15 protein-coding genes are annotated in these 24,171 nt (G+C 67.9%); 11 read left to right on the top strand and 4 right to left on the bottom strand.

Annotated elements, in window-relative coordinates:
* The first annotated feature begins 47 nt into the window (after window positions 1–47).
* From BN2503_RS02950 to BN2503_RS02935, 4 genes are read left to right on the top strand one after another with little or no spacing between them, the layout of a single operon-like run.
* The gene (locus tag BN2503_RS02950) at window positions 48–4,106 is read left to right on the top strand and encodes a YhdP family protein (RefSeq protein WP_054255153.1); all 4,059 of its coding nucleotides are present in this window, start codon (window positions 48–50) and stop codon (window positions 4,104–4,106) included.
* Window positions 4,103–4,918, top strand: a complete 816-nt coding sequence (locus BN2503_RS02945; protein WP_054255152.1) for a carbon-nitrogen hydrolase family protein — start codon at window positions 4,103–4,105, stop codon at window positions 4,916–4,918. Before BN2503_RS02950 ends, BN2503_RS02945 begins: the two co-directional genes overlap by 4 nt.
* Complete coding sequence (locus tag BN2503_RS02940; protein WP_054255151.1) at window positions 4,915–6,939, top strand: ATP-binding protein; 2,025 nt, start codon at window positions 4,915–4,917, stop codon at window positions 6,937–6,939. The genes BN2503_RS02945 and BN2503_RS02940 overlap by 4 nt, the downstream gene beginning before the upstream one ends.
* 7 nt (window positions 6,940–6,946) lie before the next feature.
* Window positions 6,947–7,606, top strand: a complete 660-nt coding sequence (locus BN2503_RS02935) for a response regulator transcription factor (protein WP_054255150.1) — start codon at window positions 6,947–6,949, stop codon at window positions 7,604–7,606.
* Here the strand turns inward: BN2503_RS02935 and BN2503_RS02930 are convergent.
* Window positions 7,579–8,232 (bottom strand): YiaD family glycine zipper/OmpA-like lipoprotein, encoded by a 654-nt coding sequence (locus tag BN2503_RS02930; RefSeq protein WP_054255149.1) that lies wholly within the window; start codon window positions 8,230–8,232, stop codon window positions 7,579–7,581. The genes BN2503_RS02935 and BN2503_RS02930 overlap by 28 nt on opposite strands.
* 174 nt (window positions 8,233–8,406) lie before the next feature.
* Between BN2503_RS02930 and mltA the strand changes: the two genes are divergently transcribed.
* Both mltA and BN2503_RS02920 read left to right on the top strand, forming a co-directional pair.
* Window positions 8,407–9,618, top strand: coding sequence for a murein transglycosylase A (mltA, locus tag BN2503_RS02925; RefSeq protein ID WP_082366486.1), 1,212 nt, complete (start codon window positions 8,407–8,409; stop codon window positions 9,616–9,618).
* Between the two features lie 63 nt (window positions 9,619–9,681).
* A complete protein-coding gene (locus BN2503_RS02920; RefSeq protein WP_054255148.1) occupies window positions 9,682–11,583 on the top strand; it encodes a DUF2868 domain-containing protein in 1,902 nt (633 codons plus the stop codon).
* A 55-nt stretch (window positions 11,584–11,638) separates the two neighbouring features.
* Here the strand turns inward: BN2503_RS02920 and BN2503_RS02915 are convergent, their stop codons facing one another.
* Window positions 11,639–12,124, bottom strand: a complete 486-nt coding sequence (locus BN2503_RS02915; protein ID WP_054255147.1) for an Lrp/AsnC family transcriptional regulator — start codon at window positions 12,122–12,124, stop codon at window positions 11,639–11,641.
* Window positions 12,125–12,292: 168 nt separating this feature from the next.
* Here BN2503_RS02915 and BN2503_RS02910 point away from each other — a divergent pair, with 168 nt between their 5' ends.
* The 5 genes from BN2503_RS02910 (at window position 12,293) to BN2503_RS02890 (ending at window position 21,719) form a co-directional block, all read left to right on the top strand.
* Window positions 12,293–15,856: an indolepyruvate ferredoxin oxidoreductase family protein gene (locus tag BN2503_RS02910; protein ID WP_054255146.1), complete on the top strand. Its 3,564-nt coding sequence runs from the start codon at window positions 12,293–12,295 to the stop codon at window positions 15,854–15,856.
* A gap of 204 nt (window positions 15,857–16,060) precedes the next feature.
* Window positions 16,061–16,396: a preprotein translocase subunit YajC gene (gene yajC / locus BN2503_RS02905; protein WP_054255145.1), complete on the top strand. Its 336-nt coding sequence runs from the start codon at window positions 16,061–16,063 to the stop codon at window positions 16,394–16,396.
* An 81-nt stretch (window positions 16,397–16,477) separates the two neighbouring features.
* Complete coding sequence (secD, locus tag BN2503_RS02900) at window positions 16,478–18,379, top strand: protein translocase subunit SecD (protein ID WP_054255144.1); 1,902 nt, start codon at window positions 16,478–16,480, stop codon at window positions 18,377–18,379.
* Between the two features lie 14 nt (window positions 18,380–18,393).
* Window positions 18,394–19,350, top strand: a complete 957-nt coding sequence (gene secF, locus BN2503_RS02895) for a protein translocase subunit SecF (RefSeq protein ID WP_054255143.1) — start codon at window positions 18,394–18,396, stop codon at window positions 19,348–19,350.
* Window positions 19,351–19,376: 26 nt separating this feature from the next.
* On the top strand, window positions 19,377–21,719 hold the full coding sequence (locus BN2503_RS02890) for a DUF1631 family protein (protein WP_054255142.1): 2,343 nt from the start codon (window positions 19,377–19,379) through the stop codon (window positions 21,717–21,719).
* On the opposite strand, the gene dprA is transcribed toward BN2503_RS02890, so the two are convergent.
* On the bottom strand, window positions 21,712–22,848 hold the full coding sequence (dprA, locus tag BN2503_RS02885; RefSeq protein WP_054255141.1) for a DNA-processing protein DprA: 1,137 nt from the start codon (window positions 22,846–22,848) through the stop codon (window positions 21,712–21,714). The genes BN2503_RS02890 and dprA overlap by 8 nt on opposite strands.
* An 18-nt stretch (window positions 22,849–22,866) precedes the next feature.
* Window positions 22,867–24,087, bottom strand: coding sequence for a LysM peptidoglycan-binding domain-containing protein (locus tag BN2503_RS02880; protein ID WP_082366480.1), 1,221 nt, complete (start codon window positions 24,085–24,087; stop codon window positions 22,867–22,869).
* Between the last annotated feature and the right edge of the window lie 84 nt (window positions 24,088–24,171).

Below are 24,171 nucleotides of genomic sequence, written 5' to 3'. Positions count from 1 at the left end.
ACGGCACGGGGCCGCGGGTGATAATTCCCGCCACATTCCCGCGCGCCATGACCGAACCGATCACCCACCCACCCCGTTTGCTGCGATGGGTCGCCGGCTTCGCGCGCTGGTCCCTGGGCTTGTTGCTGGCCCTGTGGCTTTTGCTGGCCTTGGCGTGGGGGTTGCTGCACGGCCTGATTGTGCCGCGTGTGGACGAATTCCGCCCGCAGCTCGAAGCCTACGCCGCGCGCGCCTTGGGGGTACCCGTGCGCATTGGCGCCTTGCACGCACGCACCGAAGTGCTGGTGCCCTCGTTCGAACTGGAAGACGTGGCACTGCTCGACGCCGATGGGCGCACCGCGCTGCAGTTGCCGCGCGTGGTGGTGGCGCTGTCGCCGCGCTCACTGCTGCGTATGGGGTTTGAGCAGCTGTATATCGAGCGGCCCGCACTCGATATCCGGCGTGCGGCTGACGGGAAGCTGTTCATTGCCGGCCTGCCGTTCACCCCAGGGGGCGCCAGCGATGGTGGTGCCGCCGACTGGCTCTTCTCCCAGGGCGAAGTGGTGGTGCGCGGCGGCACGGTGCACTGGAGCGACGCCCTGCATCCAGCACCGCCGCTGGCCTTGGACGCGGTAGACATCGTGTTGCGTAACCGCGGCTGGCGCCACAGCTTGCGCCTCGACGCGACGCCGCCGCCAGACTGGGGCGAGCGCTTCACCCTGATGGGGCAGTTGCGCGAGCCCTTGCTGTCCGTCCATGCGGGCGCCTGGGAACGCTGGAGCGGCCAGTTGTACGCCATGTTTCCACGCGTGGACGTAGCGCAGCTGCGCCAGCATGCCGACCTGGGGGACATCACGCTGGCGCGCGGCCACGGCGCGGTGCGGGCCTGGATCGACGTGCAACGCGGCCAGGCCACCGGAGGCAGCGTGGACATGCGACTGGCAGACGTGCACGCCACTCTGGGCGCACAACTGGCGCCCCTGGCCTTGCGTGGCATCGCTGGGCGCATCAGCGCCAGCCATTGGGACGAAGGGTTTGAGCTGGCCACGCAATCCCTGCAGTTCAGCACCGAGGACGGTCTGGTTTGGCCCGGGGGCAACCTGACGCTGCGCCAAACGCAAGCGGACGGCAGCCACGCAGCGCAGGGCGAGCTACGTGCCGACCGACTCGACCTGGCCGCACTGGCCCAGATTGCCAGCGCATTGCCCCTGGGCGATGTGGCCCACGGCGCGCTGCGCCGCTATGCCCCGCAGGGGCTGGTGCAAGACATTGACGCGCGATGGCGGGGGCCATGGGCCCACCTGCAGCAGTACCAGATCAAAGGGCGCGCCACGGACCTGGCCCTGGCCGCACCGCCAACCGATGCGCCCCCAGGCTATCAGCCGCAGGACTTCGGCCTGCGCGGTGCCAGCGTAAGCTTCGATCTGAACCAGGGCGGCGGCAAGGCGCAATTAGCTATCGCTCAGGGGGCATTGGCGCTGCCTGGCGTCTTCGAGGAAGCGGTGGTGCCGCTGCAGCGCCTGTCCGCCACGCTGCGCTGGAGCCTCCAGGGCGAACACATCGCGCTGCAGGCCTCCGACATTCGTTTCGCGAATGCCGACGCACAAGGCCAGGCCCAGCTCAGCTGGCGCACCAGCGACCCGGCCCGCTCGCCTGGCAAATCGCGCTTTCCCGGAATCCTGGACCTGCAAGGCCAGCTGCAGCGCGCCGACGGCACGCGCGTGCACCGCTACCTGCCCCTGTCCATCGATGCCGAGGTGCGCCACTACGTACGCGACGCGGTGCAGGCGGGCACGTCAAACCAGGTGCGCTTCAAGGTGCGCGGCGACTTGCACGACCTGCCTTTCGAACGGCCGGAGCAGGGGGAGTTCCACATCGCAGCGAAGATCCAAAACGCCACCTACGCCTACGTGCCACCGCGCCTGCAGGGGGCGGGGGAATTGCCCTGGCCCGCATTGACGCAGCTCTCGGGGGAGCTGGTGTTTGATCGTTACAGCATGGCGGTGCGCAAGGCCAGCGCCAGTTTCAAAGGCACGCCGCAACTGCGCATGGGACAGATCGAGGCGCAGATTCCTAATCTGATGCATACCGAGGTCGCCGTACAGGCGCAGGGGCGCGGTCCGCTGGCGGACATGCTGTCCGTGGTGGCGCACTCCCCCATCGCCGCTCTGGCCACCCATGCCCTCGACCACGCCAAGGGCAGTGGCCAGGCCGAGCTGCAGTTGAAGCTGGCACTTCCGGTCAGCCAAATCCATGCGTCACGCGTGCAGGGCAGCGTGGCCTTCTCGGGCAGCAACGAGGTGCAGATCACGCCCGACGCACCGGTGCTGTCGCGCGTGCGTGGTGCCGTGCAGTTCAGCGACACCGGCTTCACCCTCGCCGGGGTGCGCGCGCAGGCGCTGGGCGGCGAGGTGCGCCTGGAAGGGGGCATGCGCGGCACCGACGCCCCGGTGCAGGTGCGGGCCCAGGGCCTTGCCACTGCGGAAGGGCTGCGCCAGGCGCACGAACTGGGCCTGCTGGCGCGCTTGGCGCAGCACGCCAGTGGCAGCACGCCCTACCAGTTCGCCCTGACAGTGCGCCGCGGCGTACCCGAGTTGCAGGTCACGACAGCCCTGCAAGGCATGGCGCTGGAACTGCCCGCGCCATTGAACAAAAAGGCCGATGCCACCCAGCCCCTGCGCTTCGACAAGCAACTCACGCGCGAAGCCGCAGCGCCTGGCAGCAAGGCGCCAGTGCAGGATCTGTTGACGCTGGATCTGGGCGCCTTGGGCAAAGCACAGTACCTGCGCGACCTGGGCGGCGCACAGCCGCAGGTACTGCGCGGCAGCATCAGCGTGGGCGCGGGCGAAGCGCCGGACCTGCCGGATGCCGGGGTAGCAGCCAACGCCAGGCTGGATCACATCGACGTAGACGCCTGGGAAAAGCTGGCCGAGGCGCTGGCGGGCAGCACGCAGGACACGCCAAGACACGCCATGCAGGAGTACCTGCCAACCCGCCTGGCCCTGCGCGCCGACCAGGTAACCCTCGACGGACGCACACTGCACAACCTGGTTGTGGGCGCAACGCAGAGCGGTGGCTCCTGGCAGGCCAGCCTGGACGCGCGCGAGCTCTCTGGCCACGTGCAATACCACCCGGGCTCGGTGCGCGACCCGGCGGGCCGACTCCATGCACGCCTGACGCGTCTGGCGCTGCCACAGAGCTCCGCCACGGCCGTGGATAAGCTGCTTGACGAGCAACCCCGCACGCTGCCGGCACTGGACATCGTGGTTCAGGACTTCGAGCTCGGCGGGCGGCACCTGGGCCAGCTGGAGATTGAGGCGCAGAACCGCGGCGGCGGCGACCACGCGCCGCGCGAATGGCGCCTGGCCAAGTTCAACCTGCGCACGCCCGAGGCCCAATTCACCGGCAGCGGCAACTGGGCGCTGCTGACGGGCGAGGGTGCGCGCCACGCCCCGGAGCGCCGCACGGTGATGAACATGCGCCTGGACATCAACGACGCGGGCGAACTGCTGGGACGCCTGGGCATGCCAGGCGTGGTGCGCAAGGGCAAAGGCCGGCTGGAGGGACAGGTGGCCTGGCTCGGATCACCCCTCAATCCAGACTACCACTCCATGACCGGGCAGCTGCATATCGACATGGAAAGCGGCCAGTTTCTCAAGGCCGACCCAGGCCTGGCCAAACTGCTGGGCGTGCTCAGCCTGCAGTCGCTGCCTCGGCGCCTCACGCTGGACTTCCGCGATGTGTTCAGCGAGGGTTTCTCTTTCGACTTCGTGCGTGGCGACGTGCGCGTTGAGCGCGGCGTCGCCTTCACCAACAATCTGCAAATGAAGGGCGTGAACGCCGCCGTCCTCATGGAGGGCCAGGCCGACATCCAGCACGAGACGCAGAGTCTGCATGTCGTCGTGGTACCCGAGGTCAACGCCATGACGGCGTCGCTCGTGGCTACGGCCATCAATCCGGTGATCGGCCTGGGCAGCTTCCTGGCGCAGGTGTTCCTGCGTGGCCCCCTGATTTCTGCCGCCACACAAGAATTTCGCATCGAAGGCCATTGGGATGACCCGCGTGTGGTGCGCCTGCAGCGGCGCAAGGATGCGCCAAGCAGCACTGGTAAAGGAGAGAACGAATGAAAGTCGCCGCAGTGCAAATGGTCTCCGGGGCCAGCCTTGAGGCCAACCTGGCGCAGGCGCGCAGCCTGCTATCGCAGGCCTGCGATCGCGGCGCAGAGCTGGCGGTGCTGCCCGAGTACTTTGCCGCCATGGGCCACCGCGACCAGGACAAGCTGGCCCACGCCGAAGCGCCAGGCAACGGCCCGGTACAGGACTTCCTGGCCGATGCAGCGCGCACCCTGGGGCTGTGGATCGTGGGCGGCACGCTGCCGCTGCGCACCGGCGACGGCACACGGGTCACCAACAGCAGCCTGGCGTTCGCCCCCACGGGCGAGCGGGTGGCGCGCTACGACAAGATCCACCTGTTCCAGTTCGACAACGGACGCGAACGCTACGAAGAGGCACGCGTCGTCGCTGCGGGGCGCCAGCCCGTGACGCTGGACATCGGCGCACGCGACGGCAGCCTCTGGCGCGTAGGCCTTTCCGTGTGCTACGACCTGCGCTTTCCCGAGCTGTACCGCGCGCTGTCACAGGCCGGGGCCGATCTGCTGCTCGTGCCCAGTGCCTTCACCTACACCACGGGGCAGGCGCATTGGGAGCTGCTGCTGCGCGCGCGCGCCATCGAAAACCTCGCATACGTGCTCGCCCCGGCGCAAGGCGGCCAGCATGAGAATGGCCGCCGCACCTGGGGCCATAGCATGTGCATCGACCCCTGGGGCCAGGTGCAGGCACAGCAAGCGCAGGGCTCGGGCGTCGTACTGGGCACGCTGGAGCGTCCACGCATGCAGGCCTGGCGCGAGCAGCTGCCCGCGCGAGAACACCGCATCCTGTGAACGCGCGGCGCACAGCCCTGCCGTCGTGGCACCGCTGGTCGCTCTGGGCCGCACTGGTGGTGTTGCTGGCCTGCATGCTGGCCACGCTGGTATGGCTGGCCGGGCGCCACGAGGCCGGGCAAATCCAGGAACGCCTGGGAAGAGATGCCGCCACGGCCATTACAGACATCCGCTTCGCCCTGGCGCGCGACCAGCAAAGCCTGGCGGTACTCGGCTCCGGCGCGACACCAAACGCCGCATGGCAGGAGCAAGCCAGCGCGCTGCTGCAAGCCCAGCGCGCGCTGGTGCGTATCGAGTGGCGCGATGCGGATCTGCACATAACGGCGCAGGCCCAGTCGCCCTACCACCCCATCGACTGGAACGCGGCCATCCGCGCTGACCCGCACGGCAGCGCCGCCATGGCCTGCGCCAACGCCCGCCGCCTGACCGCGCCAGCGTACGCTGGCAGCTATTTCCAGCCCTACAGCGACGGCCTGGGCGCAGAGCTGCTGGAGCTGTGCCTGCCCCTGGCGGCAAACGGCCACATGGAGGGCTTCATCGTCGCCACCTACGCCCTGCAGGACCTCCTCTCGACCACCACCAGCCACAACCTCGCAGGCAACCAGGAGGTTTCCTTCACCGACCCCGATGGCACCCGCCTGGCGCTGATCGGCGCAACGCAGCGCGGCCCACGCCTGTTCACCACGCAGCAACTGTTGAACCTCAACGGCACCGCACTGGTGCTGCGCCTCGACGGCTGGCATAGCGAACCCCACCTGTTTCCCTCCCTGGTCACGGCCCTGGTAGCCGCCATGGCCCTGGCCCTGGCTGGTGTGGTGGCCATGCTGGTGCGTGACAACCGGCGGCGCCTGGATGCGGAACGCGAGCTGGGCGAAGCGCTGGCGTTTCGCCAGGCCATGGAGGACTCGCTGGTCGCGGGCCTGCGCGCACGCGATCTGCGTGGCCGGGTGACCTACGTGAACCAGGCCTTTTGCGCCATGGTCGGCTTTTCTGCCGAAGAACTGCTGGGGCGCGACATGCCTGCGCCTTACTGGCCCCCCGAGCTGGCCGCGATGTACCAGCAGAGCCTACACAGGCGCTCGCCGCAAACGGCGCACGAGGGCCTGGAGGCGCAGTACCTGCGCAAGGACGGCACGCGCCTGGATGTGCTCATTTTCGAAACCCCGCTGCTTGATGCGCAAGGCCGGCACCAGGGCTGGATGAGCGCGGTGCTGGACGTGAGTGCGCAACGACGCGTCGAGGCGCAGTCGCGCGCCGCGCAGGAACGGCTGGAGGCAACGGCCCACCTCGCCACGGTGGGAGAGATGGCCTCGCTCCTGAGCCATGAAATCAATCAGCCCCTGGCCGCGATATCCAGCTACGCCACCGGCGCCCTCAATCTGCTGGCCCATGACGATGCCAGCGATGCCGACGCACGGCACACCCTGCTGCAAGACCTGCGCAGTGCCGTGCAGCACATTGCCGACCAGGCTGCGCGCGCGGGCCGCGTGGTGCAAGGCGTGCACAGCCTGGTGCGCCGCCGCGGCCAGGCACGCGAACCCGTACCCGCCGAGGCCCTGCTGGGCGCCGTGCTGCCACTGATCCACCTGCAGGCGCGCGCCAACGGCGTGCGCCTGGTCAGCAGCGTGGCGCCGGGGCTGCCTCCGGTGCTGTGCGACCGCACCATGGTCGAGCAGGTGCTGCTCAACCTCGCGCGCAACGCCATCCAGGCCATGGAAGACACGCCGCCCGACACGCGGGTGCTGGAGCTGCAGGTGCGCGCCGCGCTGCCCGGTGCGCAGGGCGCGTGGCTGGAGTTCGTGGTCGTTGACTGCGGCAAGGGCATCGCCCCCGAGGTAGCGGGGGAGCTCTTCACGCCGTTCTTCACCACGCGTGCGCAAGGCACCGGCCTGGGCCTGAACCTGTGCCGCACCGTGGTTGAGCAGCATGGCGGCGTGATACGGTTCGCGGCGAATGTGCCGCGCGGCATGGTCTTTCTCTTCACGCTGCCCGCCGGGCAATCCCCCAACCCACCCGAATGAGCCCGCCATGGAGCCCCTGAACACTGCATGCGTTTTCATCGTCGACGATGACGCCGCCGTCCGCGAGGCACTGGCGTGGCTGCTGCGCTCGCGCCGCCTGCACAGCGAGTCTTTCGACAGCGCCGAAGCCTTCGCGGCGGCGCTGCAGGCCCGCGCACCGCTGCGCCACAGCGCTTGCCTGCTGCTGGACATCCGCATGGGCACCCTGAGCGGCCTGGCGCTGTTTGAGCAGCTGCGGGCCCAAGGCTTGCTGGCCACGCTGCCGGTCATCTTCCTCACCGGCCATGCCGACGTGCGCACGGCGGTGGAAGCGGTGCAGCGCGGCGCCTTTGATTTTTACGAAAAACCGTTTTCCGACAACGCCTTGGTGGACCGCGTCGAACAGGCCCTGCAGGCCTCTGGCACCCAACTGGCAGCCCAGCGCGCGCAGGCCGCGCTCGCCGCGCGCCTGACCGAGCTGACCGAGCGCGAGCGCGACGTGATGCAGCTGGTGGCGCAGGGGTTGCCGAACAAACTCATCGCCGACCAACTGGGCATCAGCGTGCGCACGGTGGAGGTGCACCGTGCACGCGTTTTCGACAAGATGCAGGTCAAGTCGGCCGTGGAGCTGGCCAACGTCCTGCACCAGGAGGGCGGCGATCAGCCGCGCGGACGCTCGCCCACGTAGATCTCGACGCGGCGGTTGCGCGCGCGGCCGTCCAGGGTGTCGTTGCTCGCCACCGGCTGGTGCGATCCGCGGCCTTCAACCTGGATGCGCGCGCCGCTCACACCGCGCATGGTGAGGAAGTTGCGCGCGCTCTCGGCGCGAGCCAGCGACAGCGGGTTGTTAATGGCGTCGCTGCCCGTGCTGTCGGTGTGGCCGACGATGCGCACCTCGGCGTTGGGGTTGTTGCGCAGGCCCTCGGCGAAGCGCTCAAGGATGGGGGCAAAGTTGGCCTTGATGTCGGAGCGGCCGGTGTCGAACGAGATGTCGCTCGGAATATCGAGCTTGAGCTGGTTGTCCGCCGTCTGCACCACGCCCACGCCGGTGCCCCGGGTGGCCTGCTCCATGTCGCGCCGCTGCTGCTCCATGTGCTGCGACCAGATATAGGTGCCCAGGGCACCCACACCCGCGCCGATGACCGCGCCCGTACCCACGCTACCCCCGGTAGCCGCACCCACCACGGCGCCCGCCACGGCACCCACGCCCGCGCCAGTGGCCGTGCGGCGCTGGGTATCAGACATGTTGGCACAGCCGCTGAGCAGCACGACGGCAGCGGCAACCCCCAGAAGAGAACGATGAGAAGTACGCATGAGGCTTCCTTTGCAGAAGTGATAAGGACGATCCCATTATCGGCAGCACCCGTGTACTCTGCATGCAGGCCGCGCATTTTTTGCCAGGGCCCAGGGACGTGGCCCCCGCGTCACGGCGCGTCCGAACCGTCTTCCGGCGTGCGCGGCGGCTCGCCCCGGCGGCGCCCCGCAAACATGGTCCACCACACGATGCCCAGCAGCAGCGCCAACGCCAGCAAGGCTTCAAGCACAATCCAGCCCATGATTTCCCGACCCCTGCGCGTTGTTCTGACGACGCTGATTGTAGGAATGCTGGCCGCCTGCTCCACCCCGCCGCCGCCCGCACCCCAGCGCCCCTCGGCAGGCACACCCGCGCCCACGGCGCCCGTGCCCGGCGACACCGGACCGCTGCCGCCGCCGCTGGCCCAGGGCAAGAGCCGCTGGGTGCCGGTGCACTGGTCGGAACTGCCTGGGTTCGACAGCGACGCGCTGCATGAGGCCTGGAATGCCTGGATCAAGGGCTGCGAGCGCCCCGCGCCCGCGTTCGCACCGCTGTGCGCCGAAGTGCGGCGCCTGTCCATTGCCAGCGCCGAGGAGCAGCGCGCCTGGATGGTGGCGCGGCTGCAGCCCTACCGCATCGAGGCCTTCGACGGCCGCGCCGACGGGCTGCTCACCGGCTACTACGAGCCGCTGATGGACGCCGCGCGCCTGCCCGGCAACGGCTTCAACGTGCCGCTGTACCGGCTGCCGGCCAGCTTCGAGCGCAAGCCCTGGTACACGCGCCAGCAGATCGAGACCCTGCCCGAGGCCCAGGCCGCGCTCGCCGGGCGCGCCATTGCCTGGCTGCGCGACCCGGTGGACGCGCTGGTGCTGCACATCCAGGGCTCGGGGCGGCTGCGCGTGACCGAGCCCGACGGCAGCCAGCGCCTGGTGCGCCTGGCTTTTGCCGGCACCAACGACCACCCCTACCAAAGCGTGGGCCGCTGGCTGCTGGACCAGGGCGCCACGCGCGATGCCACCTGGCCCGGCATCAAGGCCTGGATCGCCGCCAACCCGCAGCGCGTGAACGAGCTGCTGTGGAGCAACCCGCGCTACGTGTTCTTCCGCGAGGAGCCGCTTGACGGCCTGGACGCCGCCTTCGGCCCCAAGGGAGCGCAGGGCGTGGCGCTGACCCCCGGGCGCTCCATCGCCGTGGACCGGCAGAGCATTCCCTACGGCACCCCGGTGTGGCTGGCCTCCAGCGGCCCCCAGGTGCAGCTGGCGCGCCTGGTGATGGCGCAGGACACGGGTAGCGCCATCGTGGGCGCGGTGCGGGCGGACTTTTTCACTGGCTGGGGCCCCGAGGCGGGCGACGTGGCCGGGCGGCTGAAACAGGGGCTGCGCCTGTGGGCGCTGTGGCCAAAATAATGAAGAAAAGTGCCCCCAGCGCTTATGCAGAAAGCGCTAGCAGCTACTGAATCAGGAGCATCGATGCGCGTCACCGCGCCCCAGCTGCGCACCGTGCTGCTGGCCCAGGCCATCGAGCACGCGGACAGCGGGCACACCCTGGTCAGCCCGCCCGCACTGGAGGAGGCCACACGCAGCGCCGTGGCTGCTGCCCGTGCGCGCGGCGTGCAGCGCGTGGGCGTGGGCGACGTGGTGCTGCAGCGCGCCGCCGCCATCGCCGACCACGCCAGCACCCGCGATGCCGCCGTGGCCGCGCTGCGCCAGCCCGGCGCACGCTGGCGCTGGCTGGCGCGCGGCCTGCCGCTGGCGGCACTGCTGCTGGGGCTGGCCATCGACCGCATCGCCAACGCCCACCGGGTGGACCTGCTCTCGCCGCCGCTGCTCCTCGTGCTGGCCTGGAACCTGGCGGTGTACCTGCTGATCGCGTGGCAGGCATGGCGTCCGTCCCGGCCCAGTGCGTGGCTGCAAGGGCTGCGCCACCTGGGCCGGCGCGGCGGCGCACGCGGCCTGGCAGGGCGCATCGCGGCAGACTTCCACGCCCGCTGGCTCGCCCACATGGCCGGCGCGCTGCAGCAGCGTGCCGCCTGCGTGCTGCACCTGTGCGCGGCCGCCTGGGGCGCGGGCATCGCGCTGTCGCTGCTGCTGCGCGGGCTGGTGGTGCGCTACCAGTTCGGGTGGGAAAGCACGTTTCTCGACGCCACGCAGGTGCACGCCATCGTCGCCGTGCTGTTCTGGCCGCTTACCGCACTGTTCGGCCTGGCGCCGTTCACGCTGCCGGAGATCGCGGCCGCGCAGAATTTCGCGGGCGAAGGCTCGGCGGGCGGCCGCTGGGTGTGGATGTACGTGGGCCTGCTGCTGCTCGCCGTGGTGCTGCCGCGCCTGGCCCTGGCGGCCTGGGCGCACTGGCGTGCAGCCCGGTGGCAGGCACACATCGACCTGGAGAGCCCGACCTTCGACGCCCTGCGCGCCAGCCTGCCTGGGGATCTGGCGGTCGGCCTGCTCGGCCCGCAGGCGCAGGTTCTGCAAGACGTGCAAAGCGCACACGGCGACCGCTTGCGCTTCGCCAGCGCCGACGAGCCGGTGGACGCGGTGCTGGCCTGGTGCGACGACGCCGCCCCGCCCGCATGGCAGGCTGCACCCCGGCGTGCGCTGCGTTGGGAGGACTTTGGCGCCAGCTGGCTGCTGGAGCCCGCCCTGTTTGCCCCCCTGGGGGCAGCTCTGCCGGCGCAGCGCCCCGCCCTGGCCCGCCTGCGCGCGGCCTGGGTGGAGCGCAATGCGCAGCGCTTCGACCAGTCCGTGCAAGCCCTCGCGCGGCACCTGCGCGCCTGCGCCAGCCTGCCCCCCGGCGACGCGGCGGCCCCGTATGCGCAGCAGGTGCAGGCGCTCGACGCGGCGCTGCGCACCCTGCATGGCCTGCCGGCGCAAGCGCCAAGCGCCGCGCACGCGCCGCTGCCCGCCCCGCGCCGCGCCGACGGCACGGCCCTGGCCCTGGGCACTTCGGCGGGCGCTGCGGCCGGTGCGGCGGCAGGGGCCAAGGCCGGCGCGCTGATCGACCTGGGCACGGGCGGCCTGACGCTGGGGGCGGGCACCGCCCTGGGTGCGCTGCTGGGCGGCACCACGGCATGGGCCGTGCGCGCGTTCCAGAACAAGGGCGAGGGGCGGCAGGCGCTGCTGCGCCACGCGGCCGAAGCGGCTTGCGCGCACTACCTTGCCATCGCCCACCAGGCCCGCGTGCCCGCGCATGAAACGGCCGGGCTGGCCCAGCGCTGGCAGGCAGAGGTCACTGGCACGGTGGCCGCGCACGAGAGCGGTCTGGCTGCGGCCCTGCAAGCGTCCGCCGCCGATGCCGACCTGCCAGCGCTGCTGCGCGCCATGCTGCTGGGGATCCTGCGGCGCAGCTTTGCCAGCACCACGGAATTTGAATGAAATAGGCCTCTAGCGCTTATACAGAAAGCGCTAGCAGCTACTGAATTAATAGCATTCAGGAAGCATTCGACACCAGGTGCTTGAGCGGCAACGCGCCGCCGGCCTTGACCTCGCCCAGCGAGAAGCTGGTGTGCATGTCTTTCACGTTGGGCAGGTTCAGCAGCACATCGCGCGCAAACTGCGAAAAGCTGTCCAGATCGCGCGCCACGACCTGCAGCTCGAAGGTGCCCGTGCCGCTGATGTAGTGGCAGGCCACCACTTCGGGGATCTGGCGGATGGCTTCCTCCATGGCGCGGGTGAGGTTGCCGGTGCTGCGGTCGGCGTCCAGCCGCACAAAGGCCAGTACGCCCAGGCCGATCTTGTGGCGGTCGATTTCGGCGCGGTAGCCCTTGATGAAGCCGGCCTCTTCCAGCGCGCGCACCCGGCGCCAGCATGGCGCGGCCGACAGGCCCACGCGCTGGGCCAGCTCGGCATTCGTCAGACGGGCGTCGGCCTGCAATTCTTGCAAGATGGCGAGGTCGTATTTGTCTAATTTGTTCATTTTTCTTTAATTCTAAGAAAGATGCTTTCTAAATCAAGGGTAAACACGGCATAAAAACGAAAGCACATATCTGGCACGCCTGCCTAAACTGCTCGCAGACCATCTATTGCAACGCCCGCTGCTGCCCACAAGGCGGTGGCAGGGTCGCCATCCCCCACGGAGACAGCCATGAACGCCCCCTTGCCCGAATCGATCCGCAAAGCCCTAGAGACTGTCACCCTGGAGGACAAATACACCCTGGCCGAAGGCCGTGCCTTCATGAGCGGCGTGCAGGCCCTGGTGCGCCTGCCCATGCTGCAGCGCCAGCGCGATGCGGCCGCGGGCCTGAACACGGCCGGCTTCATCAGCGGCTACCGCGGCAGCCCGCTGGGCACCTACGACCAGGCGCTGTGGGCGGCCAAGACGCACCTGGCCGAGAACCACGTCGTCTTCCAGCCCGGCGTGAACGAGGAGCTGGGCGCCACCGCCGTGTGGGGCACGCAGCAGCTCGACCTGTACCCCGAGAAGAAAAAATACGACGGCGTGTTCGGCATCTGGTACGGCAAGGGCCCGGGCGTGGACCGCTGCGCGGACGTGTTCAAGCACGCCAACATGGCGGGTACGTCAAAGCACGGCGGCGTGATCGCCATTGCGGGCGACGACCACATCAGCAAGAGCAGCACGGCCGCGCACCAGAGCGACCACATTTTCAAGGCCTGCGGCACGCCAGTGTTCTTCCCCAGCAGCGTGCAGGACATTCTGGACATGGGCCTGCACGCCTTTGCCATGAGCCGCTTCTCGGGTGTGTGGTCGGGCATGAAGACCATCCAGGAAGTGGTGGAGTCGTCCAGCAGCATCAGCGTGGACCCGGACCGCGTGAAGATCGTCCTGCCCGAGGACTTCGCCATGCCGCCCGGCGGCCTGCACATCCGCTGGCCCGACGCGCCGCTGGAGCAGGAAGCGCGCCTGATGGACTACAAGTGGTATGCCGCCCTGGCGTACATCCGCGCCAACAAGCTCAACTACAACGTCATCGAAGGCAAACAAGACCGCTTCGGCATCATTGCCAGCGGCAAGGCCTACAACGACATGCGCCAGGCCCTGGTGGACCTGGGGCTTGATGACGACACCTGCCGCAGCCTGGGCATTCGCGTGCACAAGGTCAACGTGGTGTGGCCGCTTGAAGCCACCATCACCCGCGACTTTGCCGAGGGCCTGCAAGAGATTCTGGTGGTGGAGGAAAAGCGCCAGGTCATCGAATACCAGCTCAAGGAAGAGCTGTACAACTGGCGCGCCGATGTGCGCCCCAACGTGCTGGGCAAGTTCGACGAAGTGCCGGGCGACAACTCGGGTGGCGAGTGGAGCATGCCCAACCCCAGCCAGAACTGGTTGCTGCGCCCCAAGGCCGACCTGACGCCCGCCATCATTGCCAAGGCCATTGCCAAGCGCCTGAAGAAGCTGGGCGTGCCCGAGCACGTAGTGCAGCGCATGGACGCCCGCCTGGCCATCATCGAAGCGCGTGAACGCGCGCTGGCCGAGACCCAGGTGGACCCTTCCGGCGACCGCACGCCCTGGTTCTGCAGCGGCTGCCCGCACAACACCAGCACCCGCGTGCCCGAAGGCTCGCGTGCCGTGGCCGGCATCGGCTGCCACTACATGGTCAACTGGATGCCCGACCGCCGCACCAGCACCTTCACGCAGATGGGTGGCGAGGGCGTGACCTGGGTGGGCCAGCAGCCCTTTACCACCGAAGAGCACATCTTCTCCAACCTGGGCGACGGCACGTACTTCCACAGCGGGCTGCTGGCCATCCGCCAGAGCATCGCGGCGGGCGTGAACATCACCTACAAGGTGCTCTACAACGACGCCGTGGCCATGACCGGCGGGCAGACCGTGGGCGAACGGCCCGAGGGCCACTCGGTGCTGCAGATCATGAACAGCCTGAAGGCCGAGGGCGTGGCCCGGCTGGTCATCGTGACGGACGAGCCGCAGAAGTACGACGGCGTGGCCTTGGCCCAGGGCGTCACGGTGCACCACCGCGACGAGCTGGACCGCATCCAGCGCGAGTTCCGCGAGGTCAAGGGCTGCACCGCCATCATCTACGACCAGACCTGCGCCACCGAAAAGCGCCGCCGCCGCAAGCGCGGCAAGCTTGCCACGCCCGACAAGACCGTGGTCATCAACGAGCTGGTGTGCGAGGGCTGCGGCGACTGCTCGGTGCAGTCCAACTGCCTGTCGGTGGAGCCGGTGGAGACCGAATTTGGCCGCAAGCGCCGCATCAACCAGAGCACCTGCAACAAGGACTACTCGTGCGTGAAGGGCTTCTGCCCCAGCTTCGTCACGGTGGAAGGCGGCCAGCTCAAGAAGCCCAAGAAAGACAAGAAGGGCGACCTCTCGGCCCTGCCCAACATCCCCGAACCCGTGCTGCCCGTGGCTGATGTGGCCTGGGGCATCGTGGTGGCGGGCGTGGGCGGCACGGGGGTTATCACCATTGGCTCGCTGCTGGGCATGGCCGCCCACCTGGAAGGCAAGGGCGTCATCACGCAAGACGCCGCAGGCCTGGCCCAGAAGGGCGGAGCCACCTGGAGCCACATCCAGATTGCCAACCGGCCCGATGCCATCTACACCACCAAGGTCGATACCGCCAAGGCCGACCTGGTGATTGGCTGCGACGCCATCGTGGCCGCCAACAAGGCCACGCTGGCCGTGCTGCAACCGGGCCGCACCTTTGTGGCGCTGAACACGCACCGCACGCCCACCGCGTCGTTCGTGAACAACCCCAACTGGCAGTTCCCCGACGCGCATTGCGACACGGCCATCACCAGCGCGCTGGGCGATGGCAGCGTGGGCAGTTTTGACGCCGAACAGGTGGCCACGCAACTGCTGGGCGACAGCATCTACACCAACCCGCTGCTGCTGGGCTACGCGTGGCAAAAGGGCCGCGTGCCGCTGACCCTGGCTTCGCTGATGCGCGCCATGGAACTCAACGGCGTGCAGGTGGAAAACAACAAGGCCGCGTTTGAATGGGGCCGCCGCTGCGCGCACGACCTGGCGGCCGTGCAGGCGCTGTTCCAGGCCGCGCAGGTCATCCAGTTCGTCAAGAAGCCCGCGCTGGCCGAGCTGGTCGCCAAGCGCGTGGAGTTTCTCACGGGCTACCAGGACAGTGCCTACGCCGCGCAGTACAAGGCCTTCGTCGACCAGGTGCAGGCCGCTGAAGCCCGCCTGGGCAGTGGCACGCGCCTGAGCGAGGCCGTGGCGCGCTACCTGTTCAAGCTCATGGCCTACAAGGACGAGTACGAGGTGGCCCGCCTGCACACCGACCCGGCCTTCACGCAAAAGCTGGCCGACATGTTCGAGGGCGACTACCGCGTGGTGCACCACATGGCCCCACCCCTGACCGCCCAGCGCAACGACAAGGGCGAACTGGTCAAGAAGCCCTACGGCCCGTGGATGCGCACGACCTTCACCTGGCTCGCACGCCTGAAGGGCCTGCGTGGCGGCGCGCTGGACATTTTCGGCAAGACCGAGGAGCGACGCACCGAGCGTGCGCTGATCACCGAGTACCGCGCCTGCATCGAAGAGCTGCTGGCGGGTCTGAACGCCAGCAATCTGGCGCTGGCAGTGCAGATCGCCCGCATTCCCGAAGACATCCGCGGTTTTGGCCACGTGAAGGAGCGCCACCTGAAGGCCGCGCGCGCGCAGTGGGAGCGCCTGATGCAGCAATGGCGCCAGGACAGCCGCGCCTCGGCCTGACCGATTGCTATTAAAAAAAGAGCTTCCAGCGCTTGCCTGTCATGCGCTGGAAGCTCTTTTTGCTTAAAAATAAATCCCCCCGGAGTTACCCCGGAGCGCAGGGGCCGGGGAACTGGTGCCGCATACAATGCTCTGTTACCCTGCCCCGCCCTTGGTCTGGGGCAAGCCCTTTTTGTCTTACACATCCGTTGTGGAGTTATCCCCGTGTTTATTTCTTCTGCCTTTGCACAGACCGCGCCCGCAGCCGCTGCCGGTGGCGGCGACATGATGTCCCAGCTCACGGGCATGCTGCCACTGGTGCTGATGTTCGTGGTGCTGTACTTCGTCATGATCCGTCCGCAGATGAAGCGCCAGAAGGAACACCGCGCCATGATCGATGCCCTCTCCAAGGGCGACGAAGTGGCTACGGCCGGTGGCATCCTGGGCACGGTGACGCGCCTGTCCGAGGGTGTGCTGTACATCCAGATCGCCCAGGGCGTGGAAGTGCAGATCCAGCGCAGCGCCGTGGCGCAGGTGCTGCCCAAGGGCACGATCAAGTAATCGCCGTTTTGTTGACCCGGGGGCAGGGCGCGCAGGCGGCTGCCTCCACCACACTGTTTCCAGTGAGCTAAGAGCGCCATCATGAACCGTTATCCGGTCTGGAAGTACGCGATCCTGGTCATCGCGCTGCTGGTGGGTGCGCTGTACACCCTGCCCAATTTCTTCGGCGAGGCACCTGCCGTGCAGGTCTCGTCGGCCAAGGCCACCATCAAGGTCGATACCGCCGTCCAGGCCCGCGTGGAAGAGGCGCTCAAGGCGGCGGGCGTGACGCCCGACAGCGTGAGCTTCGACGGCAACTCGGTGCGCGCACGCTTCGACACGCCCGACACCCAGCTCAAAGCCAAGGACGTGCTGCAGAAGGCCCTGGTGCCCGACGCCAGCGACCCGCCTTACATCATTGCGCTGGGCTTGGTCTCGCGCTCGCCCGCCTGGCTCAAGGCCCTGCACGCGCAGCCCATGTTCCTGGGCCTGGATTTGCGTGGCGGCGTGCACTTCATGCTGCAGGTGGACATGCAAGCGGCGCTGACCAAGAAGGCCGAGTCCTTCGCCGGCGACCTGCGCACCAGCCTGCGCGAGAAGAACATCCGCCACGGCGGCATCAGCCGCGACGGCCAGTCCGTAGAAATCAAGGTGCGCGACGAGGCCACGCTGACGGCCGCACGCAACCTGGTGGCCGACCAGTTCCCCGACCTGGTAGCCACCACCGGCCCGGATGGCGACGGCTTCAAGCTGCGCGCCACCATCAAGCCCGAGGCCCTGCGCAAGGTGCAGGAGCAGGCGCTGAAGCAGAACATGGTCACGCTGCACAACCGGATCAACGAGCTGGGCGTGGCCGAGCCGGTGATCCAGCAGCAGGGGCTGGACCGCATCGTGGTGCAGCTGCCCGGCGTGCAGGACACGGCCAAGGCCAAGGACATCCTGGGCCGCACGGCCACGCTGGAAGTGCGCATGGTGGACGAATCCACCGAAGCGCGCGCCGCCGAGCTGGGCAGCGGCCCGGTGCCGTTCGGCGACGAAAAATACCTCGACCGCAACGGCATGGCCGTGATCGTGAAGAAGCAGGTGGTGCTGACGGGCGAGAACCTCACCGATGCCCAGCCTGGCTTCGATGGCCAGACGCAGGAGCCGACCGTGAACCTGGTGCTCGACGCCAAGGGCTCGCGCATCTTCAAGGACATTACGCGCGAGAACGTCGGCAAGCGCATGGCCATCGTGCTGTTCGAGAAGGGCAAGGGCGAGGTCGTCACCGCGCCGGTGATCCGCTCCGAGATTGGCGGCGGTCGCGTGCAAATCTCGGGCCGCATGACCACCGTGGAAGCCAACGACACAGCGCTGCTGCTGCGCGCCGGGTCGCTCGCGGCGCCGATGGAGATCATCGAGGAATACACCATTGGCCCGAGCCTGGGCGCCGACAACATCGCGCGCGGTATCAACTCGGTGGTCTGGGGCATGGTGGCGATCGCTGCGTTCATGTGCGTGTACTACATGCTGTTCGGCGTGTTCTCCACCATCGCGCTGTCGGTCAACGTGCTGATGCTGATCGCCATCCTGTCGATGCTGCAGGCCACGCTGACGCTGCCCGGCATTGCCGCCATGGCACTAGCGCTGGGGGTGGCCATCGACTCGAACGTGCTCATCAACGAACGCATCCGCGAGGAGCTGCGTGCCGGCGTGACGCCGCAGGCGGCGATTGCCGCCGGCTACGAGCGCGCCTGGGCCACCATCCTGGACTCGAACGTGACCACGCTGATCGCCGGTTTGGCGCTGCTGGCCTTCGGCTCCGGCCCGGTGCGCGGCTTCGCCGTGGTGCACTGCATCGGCATCCTCACCAGCATGTTCTCGGCCGTGTTCTTCTCGCGCGGGCTGGTCAACCTCTGGTATGGCCGCCGCAAGAAGCTCAAGAGCGTGGCCATCGGCCAGGTGTGGAAGCCTGAGGACACCTCCGAGCTGCGTTCCGTGGCTGCACGCGGCAGCAATAACTGAAGAAGGGGAAAGCCATGGAGTTTTTCCGCATCAAAAAAGACATCCCGTTCATGAAGTACGCGTTGGTGCTCAACGCGGTGTCCTTCATCACTTTTGCCCTGGCGGTGTTCTTCCTCGTCACACGCGGCCTGCACCTGTCGGTCGAATTCACGGGGGGCACCGTGATGGAAGTGGCCTACACGCAGACGGCCGACGTCGGCAAGGTGCGCGAGACGGTGGCCGGCCTGGGCTACTCCGATGTGGTGGTGCAGAACTTCGGCACCTCGCGCGACGTGATGATCCGCCTGCCGGTACAGAAGGGCGTGACCTCGGCCCAGCAAAGCGAGCAGGTGCTGGCCGCGCTCAAGGCGCAGGATGACAGCGTGCAGCTGCGCCGCACCGAATTCGTTGGCCCACAGGTCGGCGAGGAACTGGTGCACGGCGGTCTGATGGCGCTGGGCATGGTGGTGCTGGGCATCGTGATCTACCTGGCGCTGCGCTTCGAGTGGAAGTTCGGCGTCGCGGCCATCATCGCCAACCTGCACGACGTGGTCATCATCCTGGGCTTCTTCGCCTTCTTCCAGTGGGAGTTCTCGCTGTCGGTGCTGGCGGGTGTGCTGGCCGTGCTGGGCTACTCGGTGAACGAGTCGGTGGTGATCTTCGACCGTATCCGCGAGGCCTTCCGCAAGTTTCGCAAGCTCAGCACGTCCGAGGTGATCGACCACGCCATCACCTCCACCATGAGCCGCACCATCATCACCCACGCCTCGACCGAGGCGATGGTGCTCGCCATGTTCTTCTTCGGTGGCCCGAGCCTGCACTATTTCGCGCTGGCGCTGACCATCGGTATCCTGTTCGGTATCTACTCCTCGGTGTTCGTGGCGGCAGCCATTGCCATGTGGCTGGGCGTCAAGCGCGAGGATCTGGTGAAGACCGGCAAAAAGGAAGAGGGCGGCGACCCCAACGATCCCAACGCAGGCGCCGTCGTCTGATGCATTAACAGCCAGGATCACCGGCCATGCCGCTCCCTCCGAACCCGCCCTCACACCCGCTGGCCACGTTGGCGCGCCAGCGCTTTGTCCAAGGGCTGTGCGGCGGGATTCCGCAGCTCGACAAGAGCCTGCTGGCATTCCTCGACGCGCTCATTGCCCAGACCGGCTCGACGCGCGAGATGCAAGACCGGCGCGATACCTGGCAGCGCTACCGTGACCAGCGCCAGGCCTGGGCCCGCGCCGTGGCGGGTGCATGGCAAAAGGCGCTGAACGCGCCCGCTGCCCCCATGGGGCAGACGCTGGCCAGCGGGCCAGAACTGACCCTGGCTTTGGTGGACGACGACGTGGTGGAGAACAAGATCGTTGCCTCCCGCATGGCACTCGCCGTGATGGAGTCCGTGGGCAGCGTTTTCGATCCGGTACGCGAACGCACCCAGCAGCTCGAAGGCCAGGAACTCTCCAGCCAGGACATCCTGCGCCCGGAAGCCTGCTGCCAGTTGCTGGTCGAGCAGTGGGTAGGCTCCAAGCTGCTGCGCGCGGACCTGCAGGCCGTGCTCGATCCCTTGCAACGCGCTGTGGCCGAGCTGCTGCAATCTCAGTACCAGGCGCTGAATACGCTGTACGACGAACGGGGCGTGGTGGTGCAGACCGACCTGCGCGCACGGGTGCGCCGGGCGGCGTCGCCCTCTGGCTCCGGCCCGTCCACCGGCAGCAGCATGGCAGGCGGCCTGGACACAGGCCAGGGCAGCACCAGCGGCATGACGGCCCAGGCGCTCGCGCATGCGGGCGTTGCGCCACACCTGCGCCCCCACTCTGGCTACGCCCCACACGGCCCCGGCATGCCCATGGCAGGCATGGGCATGGGGGCAGCGCCACTGGTGCGCGCACGCCAGCGCGCCCAGAACGTGATGACCCAGCTGAGGCGCCTGCTGGTTCAGCCGGTCACCGGCTACGACATGGTGCAGGCCCCGCCCGCCACGCAGGCTCTGACCCAGGCGCTGGCCGCCCAGCGCGTACAGGCCAGCACCTTCTATAGCAACCTGGGCGCGATGGCGCCCGATGCTGGCCCGGTGGCCGTGGTTCAGCTCGTAGGCCAGGTGCGCGAACAGTCGACCGAACTCAAGAAAAAGGCCGCTACCGCGAGCGAGAAAGCCATCATCGAGGTGGTTGCGTTGATGTTCCAGAGCATCCTGACGGAAGACCGCATTCCTTCCGCCGTGCGTGTCTGGTTCGCGCGCCTACAGGTCCCGGTGTTGCGCGTGGCGCTGGCGGAGCCTGAATTCTTCAGCAACCTCGACCACCCGGCGCGGCGCCTCATTGACCGCATGGGTGCCTGCGTGATGGGGTTCGATGCCTCTTCCATCAACGGCAATGCGCTTGAAGCCGAAGTACGGCGTATCGTGCAGGTGATCGAGCAATACCCGGAAACTGGGCGGCGCGTGTTCCAGCTCGTCTATGACGAGTTTGAGAAGTTCCTGTCCAAATTCCTGACCGAGGGGCAGGCCACGGCGAAGTTGGTCAGCGTGGCACAGCAGGTGGAACAGCGCGAGACGCTGGCAATCCAGTACACCATTGAGCTGCGCACCCTGTTGAAAGACATGCCGGTGCGGGATGAAATCCGTGAGTTTCTGTTCAAGACCTGGGCCGAGGTGCTGGCCCTGTCCGCAGTGCGTGACGGCGCCCAGCACGCGGACACGCTGGCTTACAAACACACGGCCGCAGACTTGGTGTGGGCGGCCAGCGCCAAACCCCATCGCAGCGACCGCGCCCAGGTGATCCAGAGCCTGCCGGGACTGCTGCAACGCCTGCGCCAGGGGCTGGCGCTGCTCGGCGTCGAGGGCGAGGCCCAGGATGCGCAGATCAAGGCACTGACCGACACACTGGCTGAAGCCTTCCTGGCAAAGACCGCCGCCATTCCACAGGCACACATCGACGCCATGGCCAAGCGCTTGGCCAACCTAGAAGACTTTATTGGCGACGCCACGCTGGGGGACATGCCGCTGTCGAACGACAACATCGAGATGATGCTGGGCATCGACGCATCGGCCATCCAGGTGATTGCCGATACCGGGGCACCGGTTCAGGAAGACATGGTGGCCTGGGCCCAGGAGCTGCCCTTGGGCGCCTGGTACCAGCTGGACCACAACGGTGCTTCCGCACAGGTGCAATACGCGTGGCGCAGCGAGCGCAAGCGACTGCACCTGTTCGCCGCCATTGATGGCTCCTGCTACCTGATCCAGTTGCGCCGCCTGGGTGCCTATCTGCAGGCCGGCCTGCTGGTGCCACAAGACGAGGAAGGTCTGACGGTACGCGCCACGCGCGACGCGCTGGCAAAAATTGACGCCAACCCCGAGCGGCTACTCAACTAAGCGCCATGCGCTGAAAACTCCCCCCAGGCAGGCGCGCGACCCGGCCCGCGAGTTCGTACTCCAGCAGCGCCACTTGCAAGGCGGGAGCGTCCATGCCCGTGCGGGCGATCAGTGCATCCAGTCCTATCGGATCCCAGCCCATGGCGGACAGCAGTGGTTCGTCGCTCTGCGGGGCCTCTGCGGCGGCGGTCGGCAGCGCCACCGCTGCAGGAACCTGCAGCTGCAACTCCTCCAGCACATCCTGGATCGTCTCCACCAGCTTGGCCCCCTGGCGTATCAGGGCATGGCACCCGCGGGCCTGCGGCGACTGTATGGATCCGGGGATCGCAAACACCTCGCGCCCCTGCTCAGCCGCCAGGCGGGCGGTGATGAGGGAGCCCGATTGCAGCGCCGCCTCGACGACCAGCGTGCCCTGCGATAACCCGGCGATGATGCGGTTGCGCTTGGGAAAATTGGCCGCCAGCGGTGGCGTACCCAAAGGGTACTCGCTAACCAGCAGGCCCTGGCGCGCGATGCGGTGCGCCAAGGCGCGGTGCCGGCTGGGATAGACCCGGTCGAGCCCGGTACCCACAACCGCGATGGTCGCCAGGCAACCCTCGGGCACGTCCTCCAGCGCACCTTCATGCGCTGCAGCATCCACGCCCAAAGCCATGCCGGAAACGATGCACAGCCCAGCCTCCCGAAGCGCCTTGGCAAACTGACGTGCATGCAGGGCCCCCTGGGCGGTGGGGCTGCGGCTGCCCACCACCGCCAAGCACGGGTCTGGGAAAAACAAGGGGCGGTCCAGTACCTGCTCTGGCCCCATCACGTAAAGCAGCGGCGGCGGGTCTTCCGTTGCCAGCAGCAGCACCGGGTATGCAGCATCCGCCAAGGTGAGGACCCTGCGCCCCACACCATCGGCCGCGCCGTGCAGCCATTGCCACGTGGTCTCGGCCAGCGCAGCCAGCCCCTCGGGCTCCACGGCCAACGCACGCGCCTGGGCCGCAGTGACATGGCCATGCCATAGCGCAGGCTGCTGGAACACCTGCTCGGGCAACCCACACAGCGCGAGCAACCGGCGCACCGTGTGGTTGCCCACCCCTGGCGTAAGGGTCAGGCGCAGCCAGGCGTCCAGTTCGCTGCGCTCCATCGCAAGCGCCTGGAACGATCAGTTCGGGTTGATGAGCCGGTCGCCGACGCGCACGCCCGACCCCAGCTGCAGCAGCAGCACGTACGAGACACGATCGAAGGTGCGGAACACCATCGCCAGCCCATTGCGCTCGCTGGGCAGCTTGATCGTGGCCCGGTCAGGGTCGGTTTGGTCGAGAATGCGGTCGCCTTGGGTCACGATCTGCAGCACATGGCCGGGCTCGATACCGTCGGCGATTCCCTTGTTGATGGTCACCACTTGGTTCTGGGCGGCGTAGCGCACCTTGGTACTGCCGTAAATCGACACAACGCGCGCATCCACTTCCATTTCCGGCGCATGCGGCACATAGCTAGAGAAAGTGCGCTCAGGCGCGGGCAACAGCCGATCCCCGGCCCGCACATCCTCCTTGGTGTTGGTCAGCATCACCGTGGCCGGAACGTATTCCGCGACGGTATGCCCCCGGCCATCGGAGGACTCTTCCAGGCCCTCGCCCTTGATCAGCTCTGCCTTGCCGAGGTACTGCCCCTCGTAGCCCAGTATGTCACCCGTCAGCGGATCCTTGAGCGCCACCGCATCGCGGTAGACCTGGAAACGGCGGGGCTCCCCAGGCTCGCGCAGCAGCGGCTTGCCAGATTCACCACGCACATAAGCCCGGTCGCCGCTGGCCATGAGCACGCGCTCGTCCGTGGTGGCCACAATGCGCGGTGCATGGGCAAAGGTGCCGTCATCCACCACGATGGGCTCAACCAGGAAAGGCTCAATCAAATGCGGCTTGAGCGTGGGCAAGGCCAAATCTGCCAAGCTCTCGGTGCGCGTGCGCGGCGAGAGGCGCACCGTCTCGGGCTCCGTCGAGCCCGGCCGCGTAGTGGACAGCCGGGCATAACCGCCCTGCCGGTCCAGGTAGAGCGTTTGCCCGGGGTAGATGCGGTGCGGGTTGGCCACGGCCTGCAGGTTCATGCCCCACAGCTCGGGCCAGCGCCAGGGGCGTTGCAGGTACATGCCGGCAATGCCCCACAGGGTGTCTCCGCGCTTGACCACGTAGGTTTCCGGCGCGTTGGCGGCCAATTCAGCCACGGGGATGCCGTTTTGCGCCGTCTGCTGGGCCGTGGCTCGCTGGGCGGCGGTCACGGGATACGACGGTTGCTGCGCCGTGGCCGCACCCGTGGCGGCCAATGCCGCCAACAGGCACAGCGCGCGTGCGTACGCGCCAGCCGCCTTGTGCTTGCTTGGTTGATGCATGGAAAAACGCCCTCTCACTGTCTCACTGGCACCGCACGGAATGCCCGGCAGGGCGAGCATGGCGGTTGAATACATAACAAATCA

Source organism: Paenacidovorax caeni, from assembly GCF_001298675.1.
GTDB lineage: Bacteria > Pseudomonadota > Gammaproteobacteria > Burkholderiales > Burkholderiaceae_C > Paenacidovorax > Paenacidovorax caeni.
The sequence above is the reverse complement of the archived record's forward strand: the minus strand, read 5'-3'. Positions and strand labels throughout refer to the sequence as shown.

Excerpts from the sequence above, each read along its gene's own strand:
- BN2503_RS02915 (WP_054255147.1), bottom strand. The coding sequence starts at position 12,124 with ATGAACAAATTAGACAAATACGACCTCGCCATCTTGCAAGAATTGCAG.
- BN2503_RS02920 (WP_054255148.1), top strand. The coding sequence starts at position 9,682 with ATGCGCGTCACCGCGCCCCAGCTGCGCACCGTGCTGCTGGCCCAGGCC.
- BN2503_RS02910 (WP_054255146.1), top strand. The coding sequence starts at position 12,293 with ATGAACGCCCCCTTGCCCGAATCGATCCGCAAAGCCCTAGAGACTGTC.
- BN2503_RS02950 (WP_054255153.1), top strand. The coding sequence starts at position 48 with ATGACCGAACCGATCACCCACCCACCCCGTTTGCTGCGATGGGTCGCC.
- BN2503_RS02930 (WP_054255149.1), bottom strand. The coding sequence starts at position 8,232 with ATGCGTACTTCTCATCGTTCTCTTCTGGGGGTTGCCGCTGCCGTCGTG.
- mltA (WP_082366486.1), top strand. The coding sequence starts at position 8,407 with ATGGTCCACCACACGATGCCCAGCAGCAGCGCCAACGCCAGCAAGGCT.
- BN2503_RS02890 (WP_054255142.1), top strand. The coding sequence starts at position 19,377 with ATGCCGCTCCCTCCGAACCCGCCCTCACACCCGCTGGCCACGTTGGCG.
- dprA (WP_054255141.1), bottom strand. The coding sequence starts at position 22,848 with ATGGAGCGCAGCGAACTGGACGCCTGGCTGCGCCTGACCCTTACGCCA.
- BN2503_RS02935 (WP_054255150.1), top strand. The coding sequence starts at position 6,947 with ATGGAGCCCCTGAACACTGCATGCGTTTTCATCGTCGACGATGACGCC.
- secF (WP_054255143.1), top strand. The coding sequence starts at position 18,394 with ATGGAGTTTTTCCGCATCAAAAAAGACATCCCGTTCATGAAGTACGCG.
- secD (WP_054255144.1), top strand. The coding sequence starts at position 16,478 with ATGAACCGTTATCCGGTCTGGAAGTACGCGATCCTGGTCATCGCGCTG.
- BN2503_RS02880 (WP_082366480.1), bottom strand. The coding sequence starts at position 24,087 with ATGCATCAACCAAGCAAGCACAAGGCGGCTGGCGCGTACGCACGCGCG.
- BN2503_RS02945 (WP_054255152.1), top strand. The coding sequence starts at position 4,103 with ATGAAAGTCGCCGCAGTGCAAATGGTCTCCGGGGCCAGCCTTGAGGCC.